Consider the following 16,441-nt stretch of genomic DNA (forward strand, 5'->3'; position numbering starts at 1 on the left):
ATACACCCAGTCTACCGTCTTCAGCCCTTCCTCCATAGCCACAGATGCCTAAAAACTGCCCGCGAAGATGGACTTCAGCTTCTGCGCCAGCCCCTGTTCTTCGCTCGCCTTGCGTACCTGGGTGCGGTGCGTGTATAGCAACATTCCAATCGCCACGGAAAACTCCGGCTTCGCCAGCTCTGGCGGCATCCGGCTCAACGGCACCGGATATCCAATCCGCGCCGGCACCCGCAGCAAACTTTCAGCGTTATCAAGAAAGCCAACCAGGTGCGCTCCCCCGCCGGTAAACACGCAGCCCGCGCCCATCGCCTCCAGCACACCGCCGTTACGCAAATTGTCGCGCAGCATCGTCAACAACTCCCTCGCCCGCGGCTCCAGAATCTCCGCCAGAAACCGTTGCCGCACCAGCCGCACCGATTGGCCGCCCACAGCCAAATCACTGCCAATCTCAATCTCGTTCATCTGCGGAATCGACGTCACCACGCAGTTGCCGTACATCCGCTTCAACTGCTCAGCCTCTTCCACGCTCACATGCAGACCCACCGCGAGATCATTCGTAAAGTGATCGCCGCCAATCGGAAGCACCGCCGTGTGCGCCACGCTGCCCTCAAAGAACACCACCAACTCCGTCGAGCTCGCACCAATATCGACCACGCAAACGCCCAGTTCGCGCTCGTCAGCCGACAGCACCGCCTCCGCCGCCGCAATCCCCTCAAACACCGTGTCCACGACCTCGAGCCCCGCCCGATTCGCGCAAGTCACCACGCTCTGCGCCGCCGACCCCGAGCACGTCGACAGATGCAAACAGACCTCCAGCCGATTCCCTACCATCCCCACCGGATCATGAATCCCATTCTGGTCATCCAGAATAAATTGCTGTGGCAACAGATGCAGCACCTCGCGGTCCGGAGCCAATCCCACACTCCGTGCCCGGTCAATCGCCGACCGCACATCCTCACGAGTAATCTCTTTCATGCGGCTGCCCATGCTGATGCCGCCCTGCGAGTTCATCCCTCGCACATGCGGTCCGCCAATCCCCGCCACCGCCGTCTCAATCGGAGCCTTCGCCGACCGCTCCGCCGTCAGTGCCGCCGCATTGATAGCCTTCGCCGCCGGCCCCAGGTCCGAGATCACGCCGCGCCGCATCCCGCGCGAAACTTCCACCCCGTGCCCACGATACCGCAGCACGCCATCAATCAACTCCGCCACCAGCACGCAGCTCTTCGAGCTCCCCGCGTCCAGCACCGTGATCAGGTTGTCCATCTTTGCATTCATGGAGTCGCTCCATTCTTTCCACCGGCTCCGCCACGCTTCTTCTCAGCCTTAGCCGTCGCCGTCTTGTGTGCCTTCGCCAACTCAGCCCGATGCTCCGCCGCCAGCCGCTCAAACACCTTCTCGTTCGCGGCGCTCATCCCCGATCCCGGCTTCGGCTTCCCAGCTACCGGCTTCGTCACAACCTTCTTCGCCGCCGACTGACTCGTCTTTGCCGCCACCAGCTTCGGCGCAGCCACAGGTTTCGGCGTGGCAGGCTTCGGCGCGGCCGCGTTCAATACAACAGGCTTGGGCAGCGCAGGCTTTGGCATAGTGGCGTTCGAGAAGTCAGGCTTCACCACCGGTTGCTTCGACGAAGCAACATTCACCGCAACAGGCTTCGGCATCCCTGGCTTCGGTGCAGCAGGCTTCGACGCAGCAACATTCGCCGGCGCAGGCTTCGGCACCGGCGGCATCGACGCCGCAGCGCTCAACACCGGCTTCGGAACAAGAGCCTTCGGCGCAATGGATTTCACCGCCGCGGGCTTCGCGCTCGCAACCGGCTTCGCTTCCGTCACCGGCTTCGAGATCACAGGCGCAGGGCTCTCCGTGCTCGCTGTCGTCGCCGCGCCAGTCCCGACGGCTGCTGCCTTCCCGTCCCCCTGCATCTCCAGAACAATCTGCCCTTCATACCGCATGTCTGCCGACGCCAGCTTGGGATACTGCTGCTTCCACTCCTCCAGATGCTGCTCGAATTCCTGGTACCGCTTCAAAAACTTTTCCTGCCCAAAGTGCACCAGGATGTCTGAACTGCCCGACGTAATCAGTCCCTTCACGTCCTCCGGATCAGCAACGTCCACTTCGCTGACCGAGTTCGTCAGGCGCTGCCCCGAGCCGTCCAGGTCATGCATAAACTGCTCGTAGACTTCCATCTTCGCCGCGCGTTCCGACATCGCTTCATCAGCCGACAACCCCGTCAGCACCGGAAACGAATAGTGCGGATCGCCGGCCGCATCCGCAGGCATGTCCAGCAGCACGCCGCTCGCATCTACCAGCCCGATCTGCGACCCCTGCCGGACAAACGCCACCGGCGTCCGCTCCACAATCTGTACACGCAGAACATTCGGCAACAACCGCATCACCGTCGCATGCGCCACCCAAGGCAGCCGCTCCAGGTCAGCCTGCCGCTCCCCCAGCGACAAGCGGAAGATATTCCGTTCCAGGTCCGCGCCAAACACGCTCACGATCTGCTCACGCGTCAGGTGTTCAGCGCCCGTGATCTGAATATCATCCGAACTCGCCAGCACAAATCGCGCATCATGCATCAGGTAAGAGCGCACACCAGCAAACGCAACCGCAACGGCCCCCACCAACGCGAACACCACCACGCCCAGCACAATCCGACCCGCCACACTGCGCGGCAGCCTACGAAACTGCAGGATCTTCCCCCGCTGCGGAACGTACTCGGACTCATCCGAATAGGAGCCTTCAGCCCCCGTTTGATCATAGCGATCGTTGCCATACCCGCGCTGCAGCGCGCCCGCAGGCGCTGGCCCTTTGCGCCTTCCCGGAGCATCAGCCTCCGAAGCGTAACTCTCCTCAGGCGCCGTCAGCACCGCCGAGCCCAGTCCGGAGTCATACCCGGACACGCGCTTCGCACCTGTCTTCTTCATCTCCGCAAGGCCCTGAGCAAGGCCGCGGAAGAATCGCCGTTCTCACAACTATAAAGGTCCCCACCCCCACCGCCGAAATACTAAGCCCCGGGGTACCCCATCAGGAACACTTCTGTTCCCCATTCCGACCAAACGGCAAACATATACCTCAAGACTTCAGTTCAAACCAAGAACAGGTACCCACGGCTTTAGCTCAAACCACCAACAGGACCCCAAGACTTCAAGTCGAACCTCGAACAGGTACCCCAAGGCTTCAGCCTTGGGTCTCATAGCCTGGTAAGTTCTTGGGCTTTAGCCCTGGGGTATGCCCTCGTTCACTCTCGCCGTCCGCTCAGGACCTCAACGCCTCCAGCAACATCGGCCCCGCCTGCGACACGCTCCCCGCCCCCAACGTCAAAATCATCTCCCCCGGCCTTGCATCCTCCACCAACCGCTCCACCGCCTCCGCCATCGACGCCGCATACATCACCCGCCCCCCATTCTTCGCCTGAATCGCCGGCGCCAGCGTCTCCCCGGTAATCCCCTCAATCGGCTGCTCGCTAGCCGCGTAGATATCCAACACCTGCACGGCATCCGCATCGCCAAACGCCCCCGCAAAATCCTCCATCAAATCTCTCGTCCGTGTGTAACGATGCGGCTGGAACAGCACCAGCACCCGTCCATACCCACACTCCCGAGCCGCCTGCAGCGTAGCGCGAATCTCCGTAGGATGATGCCCATAGTCATCGATCACGGTCACCCCCCGCTCCACCCCGCGCACCTGAAATCTCCGATCCACCCCCCGAAACGTAGCCAACCCCGCAGCAATCTTCTCCGGAGTCAGCCCCAACTGCACCCCAATCGCCACAGCCGCCGTAGCATTCAGCACATTGTGCCGCCCCGGAACATGCAGCTCAAACGGCCCCAGCACCAACCCCCGCGCATTCACCTCAAACCGAGCATGCGAGCCTTCCTCCGCCGGCAGCATTCTCAACCGAAAATCCGCCTCCGCGCTAACGCCATACGTATAAACCCGCCGCCTCACCCGCGGCAGAATCCCCCGCAACCGCTCATCATCCACGCAAGCCGTGACCGCGCCATAGAACGGCACCTTATCCATGAACTCCACAAAGCAGTTCTCAACATCGCTCATATCCGCATACGAATCCATATGCTCGCGATCGAGATTCGTCACCACCGCCAATATCGGCGACAGCTTCAGAAAGCTCCTATCACTCTCATCAGCTTCTGCAACGAGATATTGCGAACGACCCAGCCGCGCATTCGACCCCATCGCATCCACGCGCCCACCCACCACCACCGTAGGATCGAGTTCCCCACCCGCCAGCACGGCCGCCACCATCGACGTAGTCGTCGTCTTCCCATGCATCCCGGCAATCGCAATCCCATACTTCAGCCGCATCAACTCCGCGAGCATTTCGGCCCGCTGAATCACCGGAATCTTCCGCGCCCGCGCCTCCACCACCTCAGGATTATCCTTAGCCACCGCCGAGCTAGTCACCACCACATCACTAGCCGCAGCATTCCCCGCCGCATGCCCGATAAAGATCGTAGCCCCCAACCGGTCCAACCTCTCGGTCGTCGGAGACCCCCGTAAATCCGACCCCGAAACCGCATACCCCATCGTCAGCAGGATCTCCGCGATCCCACTCATCCCAATCCCACCAATCCCAATAAAATGCACCCGCTGCGAAGGCGCAAACATAGCGTGTTCCGGCAATCCCAAAGTCTTCATCGCTATGTATTGTCCCACCCTCAAGCGTTGTGCATGCTATATAAGCTCGTTGTGCGTGCTATACAAGCTCATGCGCCTCAGCCGCCTCCTCCTAGCCGCCACTCTCGCCGCGCCACTCACCGCCCAGACCACCCACACCCTCCTCGCCACGCCCACCACGGTAGCCTGGGGCTACTACTCCGCGCACGCCAAGCCAGTTCTCACCGTCAACTCCGGGGACACCGTCATCATGCAAACCGCCAGCACCTGCGGCCCACCCGAGCGCCTCCAGTCCGAAGGCGTCGCCCCCGCGCAGATCCCCGCCTGGCTAGCCCCGCTCTACGCCGGCGTTCCGCAATCCGACCGCGGCCCCGGCGGTCACATCCTCACTGGCCCCGTCGCCATCGCCGACGCGCAACCCGGCGACATCCTCGAAGTCCGCGTCCTCAAAATCGACATCACCACCGACTTCGCCTGCAACGGCTTCGGCGCCGGCCGCGGCTTCCTCCCCGACGACTTCCCCTACGGCCGCACCAAAATCATCCCCCTCAACCGCGAGAAGATGACCGCCGACTTCGCCCCCGGCATCACCATCCCGCTCCATCCCTTCTTCGGCTCCATGGGCATCGCGCCCCCCGAGTCCGCCGGCAAGTGGAACTCCGCGCCCCCCTGGATGCACGGCGGCAACATGGACAACAAGGAACTCACCGCCGGCTCCGTAATCTTCTACCCCGTCCACGCCGAAGGCGCCCTCTTCGAAGCCGGCGACGGCCACGCCGGACAGGGCAACGGCGAAGTCGACATCACCGCCCTCGAAACCTTCCTCACCGGTACCTTCCAGTTCGTCCTCCACAAGGGCGAAGCCACGCGCCAGCGCCTACTCTGGCCGCGCGCCGAAACCCCGACGGCCTACATCGCCATGGGCTTCTCCCCCGACCTAAAGACCGCCACCGAAATGGCCGTCCGCAACATGATCACCTTCCTCTCCGAGCAGAACCCCGACTACCCCCACCTCTCCCGCGACGACGCCTACGCCCTCATCTCCACCGCCTGCGACGTCGACATCACCCAACTCGTCGACACCAACGACGGCGTCCACGTCCTCTGCCCAAAATCCCTCTTCACCGGCCCCAAATCATCGCCCAAGAAGTAAACAACCGCTAGCAATCCATAAATCGCCCGAGAGCCAAAGGCCATCAATCGCCGATGGCCAAAGGCCGCCCTCATCACAGCCCAGGCCGAAGGCCTAGGCCACCTGCATGGCGGGTGGCCCAGGTGTGGGTGCCCCATCTTCGCGACGCCTTCATCGTCGCTAAGGTGGGCATCGCGCGATAGCGCGACCGCTCCCGCCCATCTCCACCTCACTCATACAGCCTGTCATCCTGAGCGAAGCGCAGCGCAGCCGAAGGACCCCGACGCCCTCAACTCACCCACACCTTCAACACCTTTCTCACCACCAAGCCCAACCCACATATCCCGCCCAAAAGCTCCCCGCACCCTCGACACACCCAACCCCTCGGGGTCCTTCGACTTCGCTCAGGATGACAGCGATCACATCCTACCAACCAACCGCCTGCTAGCATCCACCCATGCCAGCCGGACACACCTACATCATGGGCAGCACTTCCGGCACACTCTACATCGGCGTCACCAGCGTCTTCGACACCCGCATCCTCCAACATAGAAACGGAAGCTTCGAAGGCTTCTCCAAAACCTACGGCTGCACCCGCCTCCTCTACTCCGAAACGTACGACAACATCCGCACAGCCATCGCCCGCGAAAAACAACTCAAAGGCTGGCGCCGCCAAAAGAAACTCGACCTGATCCGACCACCAACCCATATTTTGAAGATCTCGCGGAAAAACTAGGCTGGCACCTCATCACCAAGTACGAACGCCCAAAACCCTGATACCCCACCTCTGCATCTCCCACCAAGACCATCGAAGGGGCACGGCTTCAGCCGTGCCATAAACCCACCGGGCCAACGAGCGTACCGCTCTGCCGAAGGCCGGAGTGCAGTCGGAGGCGCAACGACCAACCTGCTTTCTTCGTTCCCACCCATCCCACAACCGACAGCCACGCGAAGCCCCTCGCCGTCAGCGCAAGAACCTGTCAAGCCCCCCAGCACCCCCAAATCCACAAAAGCCCCTATAAACACTGGCGATTTATATTTCCAAAACTTGGCATAGTTACCCCCACCCGCTAACTACAATAGAGATAGCCCCCAAACACCAACACCATCCCTCCCCCTACTGCCTCAAAAACAGCTAAGTCCTTTAGAAAGTCATACTCCACCCATAACATGTTTGACGAGACTACTTTAGCCCCCTACTCGACCCCCAGGTCAGGGGTACTTTCGCCCCTAACCCGTTTGTTGAGACTACTCTAGCGTCAAGTCATACCCGAAGGGGGTGGGGGGTGCCCACCACCATCCACAGATCCCGTCATTCCGGCCACGACAAGAAGCCGGAAAAACATGCCATGTGCGATTGTGTGAAACCCGCCCGAAGAAACCGCAACAAATTAAGCAGACCTTGGGTCTAATCTGATTGAGAGCCGGTACCGCAATCAACGCACCGGACTCCCACGCCGCACTCGCACCTCCTGCTGGAAGAATGCGATCAACGGCCGGAAGGCTAGGAATCATGCAATTCAAACGCGCAATTCGCACCTCTCTTACCGCGTTGGCAGTAGCGACGGCCGCACTCATCGCCACACCAGCGTCGCACGCGCAGGACCCACAGGATTACCCGGCCCAGGACCCCCAAGCCCAGGGCTATCCATCCCAGGCGCCAGCCGCGATACAGTCAAACGTTGCCCCGCCCGAGATCCCGGTCTACGATCAGCCCGAGTGCCCCGGCGACGGCTACCTCTGGACCCCCGGCTACTGGGCCTGGGTTGGCGGAACCTACTCCTGGGTCAACGGTGCTTGGGTCCTTCCTCCCTACTCTGGAGCTCTTTGGACCCCCGGCTACTGGGGTTATGGTGGCGGCTACTATGGCTGGTACCCCGGCTACTGGGGCCTGACCGTCGGCTACTACGGTGGTATCAACTACGGTTGGGGCTACTTCGGCATCGGCTTCTACGGCGGCTACTGGCATGGCGGACACTTCTGGTACAACCACGCCTACGGCCACTACGGATCCGGCTTCCACGGCTACTCCTATAACCACGAATACGCCGGCTACCACGGCGGTCATCCCACCGGCGGAGCGTCCTACGCCCACGCTGGCTACAACGGTGGCGCCCACGGCAGTGAAGGCTATCGCGGCTCAGGCATCAACGGTGCCACCCGCGGAGGCTACAGTGGCGGCAACGCAAGCCACGGCGGCTACAACGGCGGCGGTTACAGTGGCGGCAACGTAAGCCATGGCGGTTACAGTGGCGGCAACGCAAGCCATGGAAACTACAGCGGCGGTGGCGCAAGCCACGGTGGCTACAGCGGCGGCGGCGGTCATGCCGGTGGTGGTGGCGGCGGTCACGGCGGCGGCGGTGGCGGACATCACTAACCAACGAGTCCGCTGACCAACAAAAATCAAGGGCTGAGGAGCAACTCCTCAGCCCTTCTTCTTTTTCCCGCTCAACCATTACTGCCCGGCCAGCCGCAACACCATCTCGGCAATCCGCTGCAGCGCTTCTGGCCGCGCCAGCGCACGAGCCTTCTCCGCCATCACCGCCCGCCTGGGCGCATCCGTCAGCAACCCAACCAGCGCTGTCCGCAGCGTCTCCGGCGTGACATCCCGCTGCAGCAGCATCTCAGCCGCTCCCGCCTCAACGAGCACCTCCGCATTCTTCCGCTGGTGATCATCCGCGGCCCCAGCAAAGGGCACCAGCAACGACGGCTTCCCAGCCGCACACAACTCCGCGACCGTACTCCCCGACCGCGCCAGCACCACATCCGCCGCCGCATACTGCTCCGGCATATCCGTCAGAAAAGCTTCCACCCTCCACCGCGCAGGATCCGCGCCGCTCTGTACATACGCCGCTCGCGTAACCTCCAGTGCCCGAGGCCCCGATTGATGCACAATCGTCAACCCCGGCACATCCTCCAGCAGCCGCGCCGCAATCAACGGCATCGTCTCATTGAACACCAGCGCCCCATTACTCCCCGCAGTCACCAACAGCCGAGGCGCCGCGCCACTCGCCCGCTCTGGCAACGAGAAGATCTCCGGCCGCACCGGAACTCCCGTCACCTCGGCATCGTGAAAGTACTTAGCGGTCTGCCCAAAGTTCACCGCCGCAGCGCTAACCCGTTTCCCCACCACCCGATTCGTCATCCCCGGCACCGCATTTGGCTCATATGCCAGCGTAGGAATCCGCAGCAGCAACGCCGCGATCATCGCCGGCCCGCTCGCATATCCACCCACCCCCACCACCACCTGCGGCCTAAACTCCCGCAGCAACGAAACGCAGCGCAACACGCCCAGCGGCAGATCCGTCATCGTTCTCAATCGAGTCGCGAGGCTGACATTCTTCAGCTGTCCAGACCGCACCAGCTCCAACCGAAACCCGGCCTCCGGAACCAGCCGCGTCTCCAACCCCCGTGCCGTCCCCACAAACCAAACCTCGGCCCCATACACATCGCGCAGCTCGCGCCCAATCGCCAGCGCCGGCACCACATGCCCCCCGGTCCCCCCGCCAGCGATCATCACACGCAGCACGTCGTCTTTCACTATCCTCTACACTCTATCCCCTACACCCTGCTCTTAATCGATCTCGCGCGTCACATTCAGCAGCACGCCCATACAAGCCAGCGTCACAAACACACTCGTTCCGCCCGACGAAATAAACGGCAGCGGAATTCCCTTCGTCGGCAACAGCGCGAGCACAACGCTCATGTTGAAGAACGCCTGCACCAGGATGATGGTCGTCAATCCAAACGCCAGGAACCGCGCAAATGGGTCGGTCGAGAGGAACGCAGCCTTCAGCCCGCGATACCCCAAAATGCAGAACGCCGCCAGCACGCATATCGCACCCAGCAGCCCCAGCTCCTCAGAGATATTCGCGAAGATGAAATCAGTATGCGGCTCCGGCAGATAGAACAGTTTCTGCCGCCCTTCCATCAATCCCAGACCCCGAATCCCGCCCGTTCCCACGGCGATCAGCGACTGCATAATATGAAATCCCGCACCCTTTGGATCGGCCTCGGGATGCAGGAACACCAGCATGCGCTTCGCTCTCCACGCCACGTGAAACAACATGTAATACAAGATCGGCGATGCAGCGGCCGCGCCCATCAGCAGCCACTTCATCTGCAGCCCCGCCAGGAACAGCATCAGCATCAGCACCGCTGCACACACCAGCGCCGTACCTAAATCAGGCTCCAGCAAAATCAGTCCGACAAACAACAGCGGAGGAATTACCGCCGGAAGAATCGTCTCCTTCACGTTGTCGATCGTGTGGATGCGCGTCTGTAGAAACCACGCGAGGAACAGCACAATCACCGGCTTTGCCAGCTCCGACGGCTCCAGCGTCCCCAACCCCGGGATCCGCACCCACCGATGCGCTCCATTCATTCCGCCCCACGCAAACACCGAAAGCAACAGCAACCCCGTAATTCCCATCAGCGGAAAGATCAGCTTCGGATTGTTGTACTTCCTATAATCCACGCGCATCAACACAAACAGCGCAACCATTCCCGCCAGCGCGAATCCCGCCTGCTTCACCACGTACGCATACGGCGATCCAAGCGTCGCCTTCGCAATCACAGCCGAAGCCGAAAACACTGACACCAATCCAAACAGCACCAACAGCAGCACCGTTCCAAACAACCATTTATCGACGCCTACCCGTTTCGCCATCTCTCTTTACACCCATTCGCTTCACTTCGCGAAACTTAGCGCTTTCCTTCGCGCCCTTGCGTCAAAGCCTTTGCGCTTGCTTTTCTTTCTGTCATTCCCTCTGGGAATCTGCTTCTTCCTTTGCCGTTGCTTTCCTACAATCCCTGCACAAGTTCCTTGAACACGCGACCACGCTGCTCATAATTCTCAAATTGATCGAAGCTCGCACACGCCGGAGCCAGCAGCACCGTATCGCCTGCAACCGCCGCTTCATGCGCAAACGCCACGGCGCGTTGCAGCGTCTCCGCTCTCTCTATCTTTACGACCCCATCGAGCTGGCGCTCAATCTTTTCTGCCGCTGAACCAATCGTGATAACCGTCTTCACCCGTTCACGCAGAAACGGCTCCAGCACCCGGTAGTCCGATCCCTTATCCTTCCCACCCAGAATCAAGTGAATTCCACCCGCAAACGCCTCGACAGCCTTCATCGTCGCGTCCACATTCGTAGCCTTCGAATCGTTGTAATACCGCACGTCTCCGACCTCGCGCACGAACTCCAGCCGATGCTCGACAGCCTTAAACTCGCGCACTGCCGCGCGAATCGTCTCGCTCTCCACCCCTGCCAGCCGAGCCGCGCAAACCGCCGCCAGCACGTTCTCCACGTTGTGCGCCCCCGCCAGCGAAATCTCCGCCACCGGCATCACCGGCTCCGGCTTCGCGCCCTCGCGCGGCACAAACAGGATCGACTCGCCGTGCACAAACGCTCCCCGCTTCATCGGCCGCCGCCCGCTGAACCAGTAAACCTGCGCCATCGTCTTGGCCGCGATCAGCTGCGTTTCCTTATCTTCACCATTCAGTATGAGAAAGTCTTCGGCCGTCTGAAACTCCGTGATCCGAGCCTTCAGCGCCGCATAGGCCTCAAACGTTCCGTGCCGATCCAGATGGTCCGGCGTAATATTCAGCACCAGCGCAATCCGCGGCTTGAACGTCTCCACCGTCTCCAACTGAAAGCTAGAAACCTCCAGCACACTCCAGCTCTCCGGCGTACTCTCCTCCACCATCGCCGTAACCGGCCGCCCGATATTTCCGCCCACCAGCGTAGGCCGCCCCGCCGCCTTCAAAATCTCCCCAATCAACGAAGTCGTCGTCGTCTTCCCATTCGACCCGGTAACCGCCACCACCTCGCCCTTCAAATACTCCGCGCCCAGCTCCAGCTCGCCGACAATATGCGCCCCCATCGCCCGCACCTGCGATAACACCGGCGTCGACATTGGCACCCCAGGACTCACCACAATCAAATCCTGCCGCCGAAACGTCAGCAGCCCATGGCTCCCCGCCTCCACCATGAAACCCTGGTCCAGCAACTCCGACAGCTCCGCAATCAACGTCGCCGGTCGAGCATCGCTCACCGTAACGCGCGCGCCCAGCGTCTTCAAAAAATGCGCCGCCGCCAGCCCGCTCTTCCCCAGCCCCACCACCAACACGCGTTTGTTCTTCAGTTCCATCAATGCCCCTGTTCCAATAACCAAAGATACCCGCCAGCGGCGACGAGAAGTATCGAAACCAGCCACCAACGAGAGCCACGGACGACACCAACTAGCACCAGAAGCAACGCCAAGAGTTGCGCCCAACCAGCAGCATTCACAATACCAAGATTCGGGCCTTGAAAAACTAGACCAGCCGCGCTTGCCACAACGGTTAGAACTAATCCGAGGCTCGCGAGTTTGTCCGCGGTCTTCATCCCAATACTCCTCACCGCGAATCCAGCGCCAACGGCGCGGCCCATCACAGCCTAGGGCGAAGCCCTAGGTATTCAGCCGCCCAAACCCAGAGGGCTAAAGGCCCGACCCAAGCCCTACTTCCTGCACTTCTCATCTCAGCTTCAGCGTCGTCAGCGCAAACAGCGCAAACACCAGCGCCGTAATCCAGAACCGCGTAATCACTTTCGACTCCGACCAGCCCATCAACTCAAAGTGATGATGCAGCGGCGCCATCTTGAAAATCCGCTTACCATTCCGCAGCTTATAACTCCCCACCTGCAGAATCACGCTCATGATCTCGAGCACAAACACCCCGCCAATAAACGGCAGCAGCAGCTCCTGCTTGATAATCACCGCCACCGTCCCAATCACGCCGCCCAGCGCCAGCGACCCCACATCGCCCATAAACACCTCGGCCGGATGCGCGTTGTACCAAAGAAATCCTATACTCGCCCCCACCATCGCCCCGCAGAAGATCGTCAGCTCGCTCACCATCGGCATGCGTTGCAGCTCAAGATAATCCGCGAACACCACGTGCCCGCTCACATACGTCAGCACAGTCAGCGCGCCGGCCGCAATAATTGTGCACCCGATCGCCAGCCCGTCCAATCCATCGGTCAAATTCACCGCATTACTCGAGCCCGTAATCACCAGCATCACAAAGATCACGAACGGCACAAACGCCAGTGGCCAAAGATGGGGATAGCTCAACAGGCTACCAATAATCAGGTCCGGCCGAAACCGCTTCACAAACGGCACCATCAGCCGCGTCGAGTACGAATGCTCGCCACGCAACACCAGCAGCGTAATCGCAATCGCTCCACTCACCAGCAGTTGCAGCGCCAGCTTCTGCCACGACGTCAGTCCCAGGTTCCGCTTCTTCACCACCTTGATGTAATCATCGGCAAACCCGATCCCACCAAACGCCAGGGTCGCAAACATCACCATCCAGATATAAGGATTCGCCAGGTTCGCCCACAACAGCGTCGGCACCAGGATCGAAATACAAATCAGCACCCCGCCCATCGTCGGCGTGCCGCCCTTCTTCAGATGGCTCTGCGGCCCATCTTCACGAATAAACTGCCCGATCTGAAACTCCCGCAGCCGTTCAATCACGAACGGTCCAATCAGCAGCCCGATCAGCATCGCCGTCATGCTCGCGAACGCGCAGCGAAACGTCACATAGCGGAAGATCCGGAACACCGGAAAGTATGGGAACAGCTTTTGATAGAGCAACCAATAGAGCAACGGATCTTGCCTCGTATGTATCGTCGAACCGGATAGTGCACCCGTAGTTCTCCGCTAATGTTACCCCTCACGCTTGTGCTTCTTTTGTGATTCCCGCGCGTATCCTCGAGCAGGAATCTCCTTCTATACATACTGCCTCGCCTCACGTCGTACTCAACACCTCGAGCGCCCGCTCCAGCCTCACTCCCCGCGACGCCTTCAGCAACACCAAATCCCCCTCCCGCAGATTCTCCCGCATCCACTCCCCTGCAAGCTCAGGCGTCTCCAAAAACTCCGCCCTCACCCCCTTCGCCTGGGCCCCCGCAACCAACTCGCGCGCCAACCCTCTCACCCCTAGCACGACATCCACGCCTCCCATCGCCTCACCACAACCCTCATGCAGCCGCGCTCCCTCCGGCCCCAGCTCGAGCATCTCGCCCGCCACCACGATCCGCCGCTTCGCCTCCGTCTTCATCAACGCCTCGACCATCCCCTCCAACGCCTTCGGATTGGAGTTATACGTGTCATTCACAATCTCCGCCCCACGCCACTCCAGCAGGTTGCCGCGCTTCTCCGTAGGCCGCATCCGCTCCAACGCACCAACGGCATCGAACTGCTCCACACCGCTCCAGCTTCCAACCGCGTACCCCGCCAGCGCATTCATCACGTTGTGCCTTCCCGGCATGTGCAGAACCATCGGCCACAGCATCGGCCGCGCTCCCGCCACCAACTCGAACTCCGTTCCCCTCAGCCCGTGATCTTCAATCCGCACCGCTCGCACCACCGCGCGCTCACTCATCCCAAACAAAACCGCGCGATCCCCCATCCCTTTTCCAAACTCCCGCACCCGCGCATCATCCGCATTCAGAAATGCAATTCCGTCAACCGGCAGCGCCTCCACAAGCTCATACTTTGCGCGCGCAATCCCTTCAATCCCATCCTCGAAAAACTCCAGGTGCACGGCCGCCACATTGCTCACCACCGCCCAATTCGGCTCAGCGATCTTCGCCAGCGCCCGAATCTCCCCCGCATGATTCATCCCCATCTCGAGCACGGCCACCTCGTGCTCGGGCTCCAGCCGCAACAGCGTCAACGGCAATCCAAAATGATTATTGAAATTCCCCTCCGTCTTCAGCACCTGGAACTTCGTCGCCAGCACCGCCGCCACACACTCCTTCGTCGTAGTCTTTCCCGCCGAGCCGGTCACCCCGATCACCCGCCCGCCCCACGCCCGCCGCACTTCCCTCGCCAGCGTCTGCATCGAGTGCAGCACGCAATCCGACGCACTCTCCGGAACCCGCAGCAGCCGCGCCTCTTCAACCAGCGCTGGCTTCAACCACCGCATGCTCACGACGGCAGCCACCGCCCCAGCAGCTAACGCCGCCTCAACAAAATCATGCCCATCCACGCGCTCCCCACGAACCGCAAAAAATAAATCCCCTGCACCAATCGTCCGCGAGTCAATCGAGTACCCCAACGCCTCCCCGTCTGTATCAAACTCGCCCTCGGCATGAATCCAATCCGCAATCTGTCCAAGCGTCAGCTTCAAGTCCTCACCCCCGCCTTTATCGCAAGCAACACCCGCTCCGCCTCTGCGACATCATCAAACGCCACTACGCCGCCGGCAAACGTCTGCGTCTTCTCATGCCCCTTACCAGCCAGCAGAACGATGTCTCCCGCCCGCGCCGCACGAATCGCAACCTCAATCGCCACCCGCCGATCCACCTCCACCACGCACTCCACCTCTGTCTCCCGCACCCCAACCAAAATCTCCTCAATGATCGTCATCGGATTCTCACTCCGCGGGTTATCACTCGTCACCACCACCAAATCGCTTCCCTGCGCAGCCACTCTCCCCATCTTCGGACGCTTCGTCTTATCTCGATCCCCACCACACCCAAACATCGTAATCACGCGCCCCTCGCCCACCAGTCTGCGCGCAAATCCAATTACATTTTCCAGCGCATCATCAGTATGCGCATAGTCCACCACGACCGTAATCCCAAGCTCATTCGGCACCGGCTCAAACCGCCCCGGCGCCGACCGAATCGTCGCCGCACATCGCACCGCCTCATCCAGCGTCAACCCGCACGCTATCGCCGCCGCCATCGCCGCGATCAGGTTATCGACATTGAACCACCCAAACAGCGGAGACCGCACCTCCCGCATTCCATCCGGTGTCACCAAGTCAAACGTCGCACCCAGCGCGCTCAACACCACATTCCGTGCCAGAAAATCCGCCTCGACACGATGCCCATACGTCCACACCGTCTCCACACCGGCAGCCGCATCCTTCATCGTTGACCCATACGCATCGTCCGCATTAATCACCGACACCCGCGGCGCCCCCGTTCCCACACCCTCAAACAACCGCGCCTTCGCCGCCGCATACTTCCCCATCGTCCCGTGATAATCCAAATGGTCCTGCGTCAGGTTCGTGAACATCGCCACATCCACCGGAATGCCCCATACCCTCTCCTGCTCCAGCGCATGGCTCGACATCTCCATCACCACCTCCGTGCACCCCGCCCGCACACCCTCGGCAAACAACGCCAATACATCCCTGCTCTCCGGAGTCGTATGCTCACTCTCCCTCACCACATCGCCTACGTGCGTCTCAATGGTCCCCAGCAACAAGCACTTCCGCCCCACGCTCTTTAACATCTGCTCCAGCAGAAACGCCGTCGTCGTCTTCCCGTTCGTCCCCGTCACGGCGCTAACCTTCAGCCTCTTCTCAGGAGCACCAAACACCGCCGAGCTAATCTCCGCCAGCGCCCGCCGGCCCCCATTGGCCTCGCGATCCACCAGCGCCAGCGCCAACTCCGGCTGCTGCGTCCGCAGATCCACAAACTTCTCCAGCGAGTCCGTCACAACAGCCGCCGCGCCCTTTCGGATCGCCGCGTCGATAAACTCATTCCCATCCGTAGTCCCACCGCGCATCGCCACAAACACATCGCCCGCGCTCACCTTCCGCGAGTCGTACTGCACGCCGCGCACCTCAATATCGCCCCGGCCCGCTACCTCCACGGTTCTCAC

The 16,441-nt window shown here is 61.1% G+C and carries 13 protein-coding genes; 3 read left to right on the plus strand and 10 right to left on the minus strand.

The window, feature by feature from the left end:
• Window positions 1–48: 48 nt before the first annotated feature.
• The 3 genes from ftsA to murC form a co-directional block, all read right to left on the minus strand.
• Window positions 49–1,275, minus strand: coding sequence for a cell division protein FtsA (gene ftsA, locus GSQ80_RS03815; RefSeq protein WP_158786156.1), 1,227 nt, complete (start codon window positions 1,273–1,275; stop codon window positions 49–51).
• Complete coding sequence (locus tag GSQ80_RS03820; protein ID WP_158786157.1) at window positions 1,272–2,924, minus strand: FtsQ-type POTRA domain-containing protein; 1,653 nt, start codon at window positions 2,922–2,924, stop codon at window positions 1,272–1,274. Before GSQ80_RS03820 ends, ftsA begins: the two co-directional genes overlap by 4 nt.
• 331 nt (window positions 2,925–3,255) lie before the next feature.
• Window positions 3,256–4,629 carry a UDP-N-acetylmuramate--L-alanine ligase gene (gene murC, locus GSQ80_RS03825; RefSeq protein WP_158786234.1) on the minus strand — a complete coding sequence of 458 codons (1,374 nt, stop codon included), beginning with the start codon at window positions 4,627–4,629 and terminating at the stop codon, window positions 3,256–3,258.
• A gap of 85 nt (window positions 4,630–4,714) precedes the next feature.
• Between murC and GSQ80_RS03830 the strand changes: the two genes are divergently transcribed.
• The 3 genes from GSQ80_RS03830 (at window position 4,715) to GSQ80_RS22965 (ending at window position 8,147) form a co-directional block, all read left to right on the plus strand.
• Complete coding sequence (locus GSQ80_RS03830) at window positions 4,715–5,791, plus strand: acetamidase/formamidase family protein (protein ID WP_254059415.1); 1,077 nt, start codon at window positions 4,715–4,717, stop codon at window positions 5,789–5,791.
• A 436-nt stretch (window positions 5,792–6,227) separates the two neighbouring features.
• Window positions 6,228–6,506: a GIY-YIG nuclease family protein gene (locus GSQ80_RS03835; RefSeq protein WP_254059416.1), complete on the plus strand. Its 279-nt coding sequence runs from the start codon at window positions 6,228–6,230 to the stop codon at window positions 6,504–6,506.
• Window positions 6,507–7,283: 777 nt separating this feature from the next.
• Window positions 7,284–8,147 carry a colicin transporter gene (locus tag GSQ80_RS22965; RefSeq protein WP_158786158.1) on the plus strand — a complete coding sequence of 288 codons (864 nt, stop codon included), beginning with the start codon at window positions 7,284–7,286 and terminating at the stop codon, window positions 8,145–8,147.
• 78 nt (window positions 8,148–8,225) lie between these two features.
• Here the strand turns inward: GSQ80_RS22965 and murG are convergent, their stop codons facing one another.
• The 7 genes from murG to GSQ80_RS03875 all read right to left on the minus strand — a co-directional run bounded on the left by murG (window position 8,226) and on the right by GSQ80_RS03875 (window position 16,441).
• Entirely contained in the window at window positions 8,226–9,287 is a 1,062-nt protein-coding gene (murG, locus tag GSQ80_RS03845; protein ID WP_158786236.1) for an undecaprenyldiphospho-muramoylpentapeptide beta-N-acetylglucosaminyltransferase, read from the minus strand.
• A gap of 57 nt (window positions 9,288–9,344) precedes the next feature.
• The gene (gene ftsW / locus GSQ80_RS03850) at window positions 9,345–10,439 is read right to left on the minus strand and encodes a putative lipid II flippase FtsW (protein ID WP_158786159.1); all 1,095 of its coding nucleotides are present in this window, start codon (window positions 10,437–10,439) and stop codon (window positions 9,345–9,347) included.
• 134 nt (window positions 10,440–10,573) lie between these two features.
• A complete protein-coding gene (gene murD, locus GSQ80_RS03855; protein ID WP_254059417.1) occupies window positions 10,574–11,923 on the minus strand; it encodes a UDP-N-acetylmuramoyl-L-alanine--D-glutamate ligase in 1,350 nt (449 codons plus the stop codon).
• Window positions 11,923–12,159, minus strand: coding sequence for a hypothetical protein (locus GSQ80_RS03860; protein WP_158786161.1), 237 nt, complete (start codon window positions 12,157–12,159; stop codon window positions 11,923–11,925). Before GSQ80_RS03860 ends, murD begins: the two co-directional genes overlap by 1 nt.
• 130 nt (window positions 12,160–12,289) lie before the next feature.
• A complete protein-coding gene (mraY, locus tag GSQ80_RS03865) occupies window positions 12,290–13,426 on the minus strand; it encodes a phospho-N-acetylmuramoyl-pentapeptide-transferase (RefSeq protein ID WP_158786162.1) in 1,137 nt (378 codons plus the stop codon).
• Window positions 13,427–13,568: 142 nt separating this feature from the next.
• On the minus strand, window positions 13,569–14,954 hold the full coding sequence (gene murF / locus GSQ80_RS03870) for a UDP-N-acetylmuramoyl-tripeptide--D-alanyl-D-alanine ligase (protein WP_158786163.1): 1,386 nt from the start codon (window positions 14,952–14,954) through the stop codon (window positions 13,569–13,571).
• On the minus strand, window positions 14,951–16,441 hold the full coding sequence (locus GSQ80_RS03875) for a UDP-N-acetylmuramoyl-L-alanyl-D-glutamate--2,6-diaminopimelate ligase (protein WP_254059418.1): 1,491 nt from the start codon (window positions 16,439–16,441) through the stop codon (window positions 14,951–14,953). Before GSQ80_RS03875 ends, murF begins: the two co-directional genes overlap by 4 nt.

The organism is Granulicella sp. L46 (assembly GCF_009765785.1).
Taxonomy (GTDB): Bacteria; Acidobacteriota; Terriglobia; order Terriglobales; family Acidobacteriaceae; genus Granulicella.

Bases quoted from the DNA above. Each gene is read 5' to 3' on its own strand.
- murD (WP_254059417.1), bottom strand. From the start codon at position 11,923: ATGGAACTGAAGAACAAACGCGTGTTGGTGGTGGGGCTGGGGAAGAGC.
- ftsW (WP_158786159.1), bottom strand. From the start codon at position 10,439: ATGGCGAAACGGGTAGGCGTCGATAAATGGTTGTTTGGAACGGTGCTG.
- murG (WP_158786236.1), bottom strand. From the start codon at position 9,287: ATGATCGCTGGCGGGGGGACCGGGGGGCATGTGGTGCCGGCGCTGGCG.
- GSQ80_RS22965 (WP_158786158.1), top strand. From the start codon at position 7,284: ATGCAATTCAAACGCGCAATTCGCACCTCTCTTACCGCGTTGGCAGTA.
- ftsA (WP_158786156.1), bottom strand. From the start codon at position 1,275: ATGAATGCAAAGATGGACAACCTGATCACGGTGCTGGACGCGGGGAGC.
- GSQ80_RS03860 (WP_158786161.1), bottom strand. From the start codon at position 12,159: ATGAAGACCGCGGACAAACTCGCGAGCCTCGGATTAGTTCTAACCGTT.
- murC (WP_158786234.1), bottom strand. From the start codon at position 4,629: ATGTTTGCGCCTTCGCAGCGGGTGCATTTTATTGGGATTGGTGGGATT.
- GSQ80_RS03835 (WP_254059416.1), top strand. From the start codon at position 6,228: ATGCCAGCCGGACACACCTACATCATGGGCAGCACTTCCGGCACACTC.
- GSQ80_RS03820 (WP_158786157.1), bottom strand. From the start codon at position 2,924: ATGAAGAAGACAGGTGCGAAGCGCGTGTCCGGGTATGACTCCGGACTG.